The organism is Microcystis sp. M079S1 (assembly GCF_020246425.1).
Taxonomy (GTDB): domain Bacteria; phylum Cyanobacteriota; class Cyanobacteriia; order Cyanobacteriales; family Microcystaceae; genus Microcystis; species Microcystis aeruginosa.
Genome location: NZ_JADBSZ010000083.1, coordinates 1 through 8,094, shown reverse-complemented (window position 1 = coordinate 8,094; position 8,094 = coordinate 1). Strand labels below are relative to the sequence as shown.

Below are 8,094 nucleotides of genomic sequence, written 5' to 3'. Positions count from 1 at the left end.
AGGAATAAAACGAAGTCCCAGCCAAGGGAGGAAATTCTTAAAATCAATGGGAATGAAATGTATAAAAGTAGGTTCTCTTCCTTCTAAAGCTGACCGGGATGAACAAGAAGACTACAAAGAAAAAAAGCTATAACCCAGACTAAATGAGGCAAAAGAAGGAAAAAGGGCTGTTTTTTTTGTTGATGCCGCTCACTTTGTTATGGGAGCTTTTCTCGGTTTTGTTTGGTGTTTTGAGAGACTTTTCGTTAAGTCACCGAGCGGGCGTAAACGCTTTAATGTTTGAGGAGCATTAAATGCAATAACTCATGAAGTTATTATGGTAACATATGACACTTATATTACGGCGACTCAATTCTGTGAACTTCTTAAAAAAATAGCTGGTTTAGGAATAACTATTCCCATCAGTATAGTATTAGATAATGCCCGCTATTAAAAATGTAAAGTTGTTGATAAATTGGCTCTTTATTTATCAATAAATTTACTCGATTCGCCTCGTTATTCGCCTAATCTGAATTTAATTAAAAATGCTGTGTAAATTGTTCAAAAAGAAATGTTTGTATGGCCAATATTATGAAAACTTTTCTGACTTTTCTTCAGCTATTTATGGATGTCTGAACGATGCCCATCTGAAACATAAAAAAGAACTGGATTCCTTGCTCACTCTAGGATTTCATAAATCTCAGATTATGACCGTCTAATACTAAATCTTGTTATTAAAGAATGATTATTTATTCCCCCTATTGCCTATTGCCTATTGCCTGTCTTGATATGTAGCCTATGCTCAACGGATTTAGTATAACTCCCAATCCAACTTTAAAAACCCGCTCCCTTATCTCCACTTCCCGCCCTCCTATACCTTGATTCTTCAACCTCAGCGATCGCCTACCCCCTTGATTGTAAAGATTTGTTTAGCTTGACCAGAGGTTGATAGTGCATCGGCTAGGATGAATTTTAAATGGATTCAAAATGAATTGAAAATGAATTCAAGATGAGCCAATCTGGTGAACTGTCGTATTTTAATCATGGAGTTGCCATTTTGTGAGTAAGAAATGGTTCGCAGATAACAGTTTGTCGATCGGGCGGACTCCTCTAGTGCGCCTTAATCGAGTCGTTGGCAACACTCACGCCACGGTTCTGGCCAAGATTGAAGGTCGCAATCCAGCCTATTCGGTCAAATGTCGGATTGGCGCGGCCATGATCTGGGATGCGGAAGAACGGGGATTATTGGGGCCGGGCAAAGAACTGGTGGAACCGACCAGTGGCAATACAGGCATTGCCCTAGCCTTTGTCGCCGCCGCTAAGGGGATTCCCCTGACCCTGACCATGCCTGAAACCATGAGCTTGGAGCGGCGCAAACTGTTGCTCGCCTATGGAGCCAATCTGGTGTTAACAGAAGGGACCAAGGGCATGACCGGAGCGGTGGCAAAGGCAGAAGAAATTGCCGCGTCTAATCCCGATCGCTATGTGTTGTTACAACAGTTCCGCAATGCCGCCAATCCCCGCATCCATGAGGAAACCACCGGCCCCGAAATTTGGCAGGACACAGATGGGGCGCTCGATATTCTCGTGTCGGGTGTGGGAACGGGCGGAACCATTACGGGAGTTTCGCGCTATATCAAAAAAACCCAAGGAAAACCGATTTTATCGGTAGCGGTGGAGCCAGAAGCCAGCCCCGTACTATCCCAAGCCCGGGCAGGTCAGCCCTTAAAGTCCGGCCCTCACAAAATTCAGGGGATTGGGGCGGGGTTTGTTCCCGAAGTTCTAGATTTATCCCTCGTGGATGGGATTGAAACCGTTTCCAACGAAGAGGCCATTCTTTATGCCCAACGGTTGGCCAAGGAAGAAGGGATTATCTCCGGCATTTCCTGCGGTGCCGCCGCTGCCGTCGCCGCTCGCTTGGCACAACAACCCGAACACCAAGGCAAAACCATTGTCGTGATTTTGCCAGATTCCGGGGAACGGTATTTGAGTTCCATCCTGTTCCAGGGGGTATTTAATGAGCAAGGGTTAGTGGCATGACGAGCGAGCATCCGAGCAGTTCCAGCGCTCTCTCCCAACCCACCTTGTCCTTGGATCTCGATGAAATTATCGCTCAATTGTCCAAACCTCGTGGCCAGTCGTTCCACAGTTGGTCTCAATCACGAAGCCATTTCCCCTTGCCCTCCCGTGAGGCCTTATTTCGGATTGTCGATCGACTGCGTGCCGTTCTTTTTCCCTATCACTTTGGCAATCCCGATTTAGGCGAAACATCCAGCCGCTATTTTATCGGTCATACCCTCAATGAAGTCCTACAACTGCTGCATCACCAGGTTTGTCGCGAACAGTGGTTGCTGGGGTCGCAGTTGCACTGGTCGTCAGACCAGATTGAGACGCACGCCCAAGGGACGGTACAAGCCTTTGCCACTCAATTACCCCATCTGAAAGCTCTACTGGAAACGGATATCACGGCGGCCTATCGAGGTGATCCGGCGGCCAGAAATTTAGATGAAGTGTTGTTTTGTTACCCCGGGGTAACGGCAATCACTTACCACCGCATTGCCCATGCCCTGTATCGGTTGGACTCGCCCCTGTTGGCGCGGATTATCAGTGAAATTGGTCATTCCTTAACGGGGATTGACATTCACCCCGGGGCCTCGATCGGCAATAGCTTCTTTATCGATCATGGGACGGGGGTTGTGATTGGGGCAACCACGGTGATTGGCGATCGCGTGCGCCTTTACCAAGCGGTCACGCTCGGGGCAAAAAGCTTTCCCCGGGACGAATCGGGCAGTTTAATCAAAGGTCAACCCCGTCATCCGATTATTGAAGATGATGTGGTGATTTACTCAGGTGCAACGATTCTCGGTCGGGTAACTATCGGTCGGGGCGCAACCATTGGTGGAAATGTTTGGTTAACCCGCAGTGTGCCGCCGGGGGGTTTTGTCTCCCAGGCGCAACTACGACAGGAAATGTTTGATGACGGCTCTGGAATTTGAGGGGCTGTCCTGACTGTGAATGTTCGGCCATAACAGTCGCTTTGTTACTTTTTTTTGAATTGGAGGATTTAACTCAATGACCTATACCCAAGATCATGAATTGCAACTGGCTTTGGGAGATGCTGCCGCTCGGCAGTTGGCCAATGCCACAAAGACCGTTCCTCAGTTATTGACCATTTCGCCCCGTTGGTTCGTTCGCCTCTTGCATTGGCTACCCGTTGAAGCGGGGATTTATCGTCTCAATAAAGTCAGGGATGCCTCCCGGGTTGAGGTGGCTTGCTCTGAACGAGATGAGCGGGAGCTGCCCGAAACCTTTGTGGATTACGAAGAGACCCCCCGGGAGTATTTCTTGAGTGCGGTGAATACGGTACTGGATGTTCACACTCGCGTGTCCGATCTCTACAGCAGTCCCCACGATCAGATCCATGAACAATTGCGCCTGACGATTGAAACGCTGAAGGAACGTCAAGAAAATGAGTTGATCAACAACCATGAGTACGGATTGCTCAACAATATTGTTGATTCCCAGAAAGTGCAACCTCGCAATGGTGCGCCCACGCCGGACGATTTGGATGAGTTGCTGGTCAAGGTGTGGAAGGAACCGGCATTTTTCCTCGCCCATCCCAAAGCGATCGCCGCTTTTGGACGAGAAGCAACCCGACGGGGTGTACCCCCTGCTACGGTGTCATTATTTGGCTCTCAGTTTATTACTTGGCGAGGCGTGCCTTTGATTCCTTCCGATAAGTTGGCCGTGAATGAACAAGGCAAAACCAATATTTTGTTATTGCGGGTAGGAGAAAGCCGTCAAGGGGTGGTCGGTCTCTATCAGCCCAATTTACCCGGTCAACAGGGAGTTGGCTTGTCGGTGCGATTTATGGGGATTAGTCGCAAGGCGATCGCCTCTTACCTAGTCTCCCTCTACTGTTCGTTGGCAGTGTTGACCGACGATGCGGCGGCCGTACTGGAGAACGTTGATGTCAACCAATACCACATCTACGACTATGACTAACCCCGAACTTATCCCTGAAAAGGCGGGGGGGAATCTACCCTCTGTATCCCACGGGACTGCCCCAACTGAGGTCGAGAACATTTCTCTTAACCCCTTATTTCAACCTGACCTTCTTGAGCATCTCGCCCAGACGATAATTCAAGAACTACAACGGCACGACCTTAAGGCCGAGGTGGCGAAGGGGTTGAGTACAGATCGGGATTATCTGGTGCCATCCGCCGCGGCGATTCCCCCAACCCTGGACTTGCCGGCTACCCCCGCAACCTCCCCAGCTACTGTGGGCGAACGGCCCACAGTTCCCTTGGCTGTACCCTTAGCCACCTCCTCTTTCTACTTCATTGAAGAGTTAGAAACAAAAATCCCCGACCTTCCGGCCGTAGTGGCCAAGCCTGAACAGCTTGTTCCGGTCGCGGCGTTCTCGCGTAGCGAGCGCTTTGCGATCGATCCCCTTTTTGTCCCCCATGCCAGCGGGCGAAGCGTTCAACGACCTAGCTTCTTTGATGTTCATACCGTTCGCCGGGATTTTCCCATCCTGCAAGAACGGGTGAATGGCAAACCGCTGATCTGGTTCGACAATGCCGCAACAACTCAAAAGCCCCAAGCAGTCATCGATCGCCTCGTTCATTTCTACAGCCATGAAAATTCCAATGTGCATCGTGCCGCCCATGAATTAGCGGCTCGCTCCACAGATGCTTACGAAGCGGCCAGAGACAAGGTACGCCGTTTTCTCAATGCCTCATCTGCCAACGAAATCATTTTCGTGCGGGGGACAACGGAAGGCATTAATCTGGTGGCAAAAAGCTGGGGACAACAAACCCTACAAGCGGGGGATGAGATTGTCCTCACCCATCTGGAACACCATGCCAATATTGTGCCTTGGCAGCAACTAGCCGCCCAAACGGGAGCAAAGTTGCGGGTTGTCCCCGTGGATGACCACGGGCAGATTTTACTGGCAGAGTACCAACAATTACTCAACTCCCGCACAAAACTGGTGGCTTTTTCCCATGTTTCCAATGCCTTGGGAACCATTACTCCCGCCAAACAAATCATTGATTTAGCCCATCGGGTCGGAGCTAAAGTCTTGTTAGATGGGGCTCAATCGGTTTCCCACATTCCGATTGATGTTCAACAATTAGGGTGTGATTGGTTCGTCTTTTCCGGACATAAAGTCTTTGGTCCGACAGGGATCGGGGTACTTTATGGTCAAGAAGACCTGTTGAATGCCACGGTTCCCTGGCAAAGCGGCGGCAACATGATCGTGGATGTGACGTTTGAGCGCACCGTGTATCAGGCGGCTCCCACTCGCTTCGAGGCCGGAACGGGCAATATTGCCGATGCCGTTGGCTTAGGGACGGCCTTGGATTATGTTCAGCAGATTGGTTTGGCCACTATTGCCAATTACGAGCATGAACTTCTAGAGTACGCCACTGCGGGACTGACAACCATTCCGGGGTTGCGTTTGATTGGGACGGCGGCCGATAAGGCCAGCGTGCTTTCCTTTGTGCTAGAGGGATTTGATGTGGAAGTCATTGGACAGGCCCTGAATCGGGAAGGGATTGCCGTGCGGGCAGGCCATCACTGCGCTCAACCCATTCTGCGACGCTTTGGTCTAGAGGCAACGGTGCGCCCTTCCTTGGCTTTCTACAATACTAAAGCCGAGGTGGATGCGCTGGTGGCTGCGTTGGAACGTTTGCAACAGGAATAAACTGACTGGAATAGGTGGGGCAGCTTGTACACCTATTCCAGTTCCCCCTGAACTGCCACATATTTAATACTAAATCCGTTGAGTATAGGCTACATATCAGGACAGGCACTCATGCAATAGGCAATAGGCAAAAGGGGGAATAAATAATCATTCTTTAATAACCGGATTTAGTATAAAAGGTATAGGAGAGTGGGGAGTGGGTTTTTAAAGTTGGATTGGGAGTTAATCATCCTATTAAAAACGGATTTGGTATGACTTTCCTAGCAAGGCTTTTGATGATTTTTCCCAATCTTCATCAATAATGCTGGCTAAATTATGGTAGATAAATAGGGTTGGCTGAATAAATCTAAAAACCTTGTTGGGTAAGACTTTTAGACTTTTTGTCAATCAAAAAGTACCCGGCATGGGAGTGATCAGGGGGAAAATTCCGGGACTTTTTCCCTGAAAATTAGGTAATTGCCCACCTCAAAACCGGTAAAACCCCACACCCCACACCCCACACCCCACACCCTGCCCCCACCGAAAAACTTTTTCAGCAGACCCTAAATACTCCACTACAATCTGGCACTAATAATTTTTGATCATTAATTCTCTACCAGATGCCGCCGCTCCTTGTTTATAATTATTCATGCCATACTGAAGATTCCACTCGATAATATGGGCAAAATCAAAGAGTTTTCTGATCTCTGGACAATCATCGTAGGTAATTAACCATTTAGCCTGACATTGACGCATATTATCAGCAAAACGTTGATGATCGAAGCTGGTATGTAAATTCCCTCTTACGCCGTACAAACGGGATTTTGTGGCACTATAGTAGGGGGGATCGAGGAAGATAAAAACTTCTTTTCCCTCAGCAAATAATAATTCTTCGTAGTCTTGGTTAGTAATTTTTACCGATGCTAATAAGGGGGCAATTTGAGTTAATCTGGCCATTGATGAATCAGTAAATCTACTGTTAAAAGCTGCTTGAGAATACCCCCCCGAATCCACTGTTCCCGAAAAAGTAATCCGATTTAAGATAAAAAAACGCACCGCTTTTTCAAAATCGGTTAACTTTAAATCTTCCCTTGTCAAATCTTGAAATAATTCTCGTCCGCTATCATATTTTTGTTTAATTTCTGTTATTTTTGCTACCAATAACTCAATATTTTCTTGAGCGCATTGCCAGAAACAATATAAATCATAATTTAAGTCATTAATCCAATAGGTTTTTATTTGTTGTCCAAAGAGTTGCTTAACAGCAAAAAACACAGAACCACCACCAAAAAAAGGTTCTCGATATTCCCTAATATTCACAGGAATTTGCGGCAGAATTTGCTTAATTGCCCGGGATTTCCCCCCCGGATAACGCAAGGGACTTTTAATTTTTGACATTTTATACTAAATCCGTTTATTAAAGACTGATTATCTATTCCCCCTTTCGCCTCTTGCATGAGTGCCTGTCCTGATATGTAGCCTATACTCATAAGAATTCCGTTTAATTCCACATTTATGACTCGTATCCTAAGGTTAGCAAAACCACTTCTTCCAATTGGGCAATTATTTCGGGACTCAGTTGTCCCAGTGTGCGGATCAAACGAGTTTTATCCAGCACTCTCATCTGAAAACATAGGGCAACAGAATCTTGGCCGAGTCCACCATTACCTTGTTCTATCAGTAAGCATATAGGCAAAGCAGCGCGACGTTGGTTGGTAGTGAGCGGAATAGCAATGATCGTAGTTGAGAACTGGGAAACAAGGTCATTCTGGAAAATGATGACGGGACGAATGCCCGCTTGTTCAGAACCTTGAGTTGGATTGAGGTCGGCTAACCAGACTTCACCCCGTTTCAGAGGATTAGTCATCATTGATCTTCTTGATGGAGTATTACTGCATAGTCATTCATACCTTCTTCAGCAAAGGCGCGATCTTGATCAGCAAACTCTGCAAACAGATCGGCCAGTTGCATGGGATCGAGAACAGCCTGATGACGCTGACTGCGAAACTTTAAGAAGGCAATAAAATCAGCCACTTGCTGAAGCTGATTATCAGTCAGTCGATCCAAGTCTTGCTTAAGAGCTTCAGCGCTTACTGGCATAGGAAGAAAAAACATTCCGACTTCCCCATTATAAGAGATCGTGGCCAACAGCCGTCCTCAACAAACCCCCATGAGTCCCTGAGCGCGTAGCGGGGTAGGGAGGACATTCAGACGTTTTGAGCGATCGCTTGTTGGAGCAGTTCAGTGATAATTCAATAGGGAAAAATCCCAATGTCGATAATTTCGGCTCTTCGTTACTTGGTATGATTCGATCAGGGGGCATAAATCGACTAAATCCTTATCCGGCAAGAGACTTAATTGATTAGTTCGCTCTAGATCGAAAACAATTAACAAAAATCGCCAAATGTCTTTCTCTATAAGAGTTT

8 protein-coding genes and 1 pseudogene are annotated in these 8,094 nt (G+C 47.4%); 5 read left to right on the top strand and 4 right to left on the bottom strand.

Features of this window, described 5'->3' with window-relative positions:
- The 5 genes and pseudogenes from IM456_RS05275 to IM456_RS05255 all read left to right on the top strand — a co-directional run.
- Positions 1-698: pseudogene (locus IM456_RS05275) on the top strand (IS630 family transposase); the annotation flags it as partial.
- Between the two features lie 340 nt (positions 699-1,038).
- Complete coding sequence (gene cysK, locus IM456_RS05270) at positions 1,039-2,019, top strand: cysteine synthase A (RefSeq protein WP_287693068.1); 981 nt, start codon at positions 1,039-1,041, stop codon at positions 2,017-2,019.
- Complete coding sequence (gene epsC, locus IM456_RS05265) at positions 2,016-2,975, top strand: serine O-acetyltransferase EpsC (RefSeq protein ID WP_149987962.1); 960 nt, start codon at positions 2,016-2,018, stop codon at positions 2,973-2,975. The genes cysK and epsC overlap by 4 nt, the downstream gene beginning before the upstream one ends.
- 76 nt (positions 2,976-3,051) lie before the next feature.
- On the top strand, positions 3,052-3,984 hold the full coding sequence (locus tag IM456_RS05260) for a family 2A encapsulin nanocompartment shell protein (protein ID WP_002750434.1): 933 nt from the start codon (positions 3,052-3,054) through the stop codon (positions 3,982-3,984).
- Positions 3,950-5,689 carry a family 2A encapsulin nanocompartment cargo protein cysteine desulfurase gene (locus IM456_RS05255; protein ID WP_287693067.1) on the top strand — a complete coding sequence of 580 codons (1,740 nt, stop codon included), beginning with the start codon at positions 3,950-3,952 and terminating at the stop codon, positions 5,687-5,689. Before IM456_RS05260 ends, IM456_RS05255 begins: the two co-directional genes overlap by 35 nt.
- Positions 5,690-6,256: 567 nt before the next feature.
- Here the strand turns inward: IM456_RS05255 and IM456_RS05250 are convergent.
- From IM456_RS05250 to IM456_RS05235, 4 genes are all read right to left on the bottom strand, one after another.
- On the bottom strand, positions 6,257-7,066 hold the full coding sequence (locus tag IM456_RS05250; protein WP_149987963.1) for a DNA adenine methylase: 810 nt from the start codon (positions 7,064-7,066) through the stop codon (positions 6,257-6,259).
- A 115-nt stretch (positions 7,067-7,181) separates the two neighbouring features.
- Complete coding sequence (locus IM456_RS05245) at positions 7,182-7,538, bottom strand: type II toxin-antitoxin system PemK/MazF family toxin (protein ID WP_002760242.1); 357 nt, start codon at positions 7,536-7,538, stop codon at positions 7,182-7,184.
- Positions 7,535-7,783 (bottom strand): hypothetical protein, encoded by a 249-nt coding sequence (locus IM456_RS05240; protein WP_008202603.1) that lies wholly within the window; start codon positions 7,781-7,783, stop codon positions 7,535-7,537. The genes IM456_RS05245 and IM456_RS05240 overlap by 4 nt, the downstream gene beginning before the upstream one ends.
- Before the next feature lie 126 nt (positions 7,784-7,909).
- A partial coding sequence (locus tag IM456_RS05235; RefSeq protein WP_287693066.1) for a hypothetical protein occupies positions 7,910-8,094 on the bottom strand: 185 nt, incomplete at its 5' end.

Coding starts and splice junctions, on each gene's coding strand:
- epsC (WP_149987962.1), top strand. CDS start 2,016: ATGACGAGCGAGCATCCGAGCAGTTCCAGCGCTCTCTCCCAACCCACC.
- IM456_RS05240 (WP_008202603.1), bottom strand. CDS start 7,783: ATGTTTTTTCTTCCTATGCCAGTAAGCGCTGAAGCTCTTAAGCAAGAC.
- IM456_RS05260 (WP_002750434.1), top strand. CDS start 3,052: ATGACCTATACCCAAGATCATGAATTGCAACTGGCTTTGGGAGATGCT.
- IM456_RS05250 (WP_149987963.1), bottom strand. CDS start 7,066: ATGTCAAAAATTAAAAGTCCCTTGCGTTATCCGGGGGGGAAATCCCGG.
- IM456_RS05255 (WP_287693067.1), top strand. CDS start 3,950: ATGTCAACCAATACCACATCTACGACTATGACTAACCCCGAACTTATC.
- IM456_RS05245 (WP_002760242.1), bottom strand. CDS start 7,538: ATGATGACTAATCCTCTGAAACGGGGTGAAGTCTGGTTAGCCGACCTC.